We start from the raw sequence: 1333 nt of genomic DNA, 5'->3' as shown, positions 1-1333 counted from the left end.
TGAACCGTCACGGGTTCGGTGCCGCTCTCACACGGGCCGCGGCTCCGGTTGGGACGCGGTGATCGCAGCGTAATGAGCCGCTTCGTGCTCGGCTGGTGGAACGTAGTCGAGGGTGGAGTGCAGCCGGGCGTTGTTCCACCACTCCACCCAGGGCGCGGTGGCGTACTCGACGTCAGCAAGGGTTCGCAACGGCCCTGAGTGGAATGGCCCGCGGCGGATGCATTCGGTCTTGTAGAGCCCGATCACTGATTCCATCAGGGCGTTGTCGTAGGCGTCGCCGACGCTGCCGATCGAGGGCGCGATGCCCTCGAGTGCCAGGTGCTCGGTGAAGTGGATCGAGGTGTACTGCGATCCGGCGTCGGAGTGGTGCACCAGGCCGTCGGTGATCGGGTGGCCGTCGTGGCCGCGGCGCCAGGTGGCCATCCGCAGGCAGGTCAGCACCAGTTCGGTGTGCTTGCTGGGCATGGCGTGCCAGCCGACGATCGCCTGGGAGAAGACGTCGACGACGAAGGCGACGTAGACGAACCCGGCCCAGGTCCGCACGTAGGTGAAGTCGGCGACCCACACCCGGTCCGGGGCCGGGGCGGTGAAGTTGCGGGCGAGCAGGTCACCGGCCCGCCGGCCGTCCTTGCCCGGCACGGTGGTGCGCACGGTCTTCCTTCTGAGCACGCCGTTCATGCCCTCGGCACGCATCAGCCGGTCGACCGTGCAGTGCGCCACCGGCAAGCCGGCGCGGCGCAGGTGAGCGGTCATCTTCCGCCGCCCGTAGAGCGATTCGGGCTGGCCGGCGGTGGCCCGTAGCGCGTCGATCACCACCGCATCGGAATGGGTGCGGGCGGCCGGCGGTCGTCCGGCCCTCCACACGCGGTAGGTCCTCGCGGCGATCCGGCAGCCCTGCTCGCGCAGCACCGCGCAGACCGACTCGACCGCGAACCCCTTCGAGCGCATGGAATCGATGAACGCGCAGATCAGCGGCGGTGCGGGTCGAGCTCCCGCGCGAAGAAAATCGACGCCTGGCGGAGGATCTCGTTCGCCTCGCGCAGCCGCTTGTTCTCCGCCTTGAGCGCCTTGACCTCATCGGACTCCGCGGTGCTCACCCCGGGCCGGGCGCCGGCGTCGACCGCGGCCTGGTTCACCCAGCGGCGCAACGCCTCCCGGGAGATGCCCAGCTGGGAGCTGACGGCATTGCAGGCGGCGGTCTTGGAGCCGTAGTCCTCCGCGTGATCGAGAACCATCCGCACCGCCCGCTCACGGAACTCGGGCAGGTACCTCTTGGGCATGGCGCCATCCTCCTGGACTCACAAGGAGGCGGCATCAAACCCGTGACGGTTCA

General features: G+C 69.3%; 1 protein-coding gene. It reads right to left on the bottom strand.

Features of this window, described 5'->3' with window-relative positions:
- Positions 1-27: 27 nt before the first annotated feature.
- Positions 28-1280 (bottom strand): IS3 family transposase gene (locus E9529_RS21385; RefSeq protein ID WP_236833271.1). Its coding sequence is split into 2 segments (ribosomal slippage): positions 28-1007 and positions 1007-1280, totalling 1254 coding nucleotides; the frame shifts between segments, so codons are not numbered across the junction.
- Between the last annotated feature and the right edge of the window lie 53 nt (positions 1281-1333).

The organism is Blastococcus sp. KM273128, from assembly GCF_021698975.1.
Lineage (GTDB): Bacteria > Actinomycetota > Actinomycetes > Mycobacteriales > Geodermatophilaceae > Blastococcus.
The sequence above is the reverse complement of the archived record's forward strand: the minus strand, read 5'-3'. Positions and strand labels throughout refer to the sequence as shown.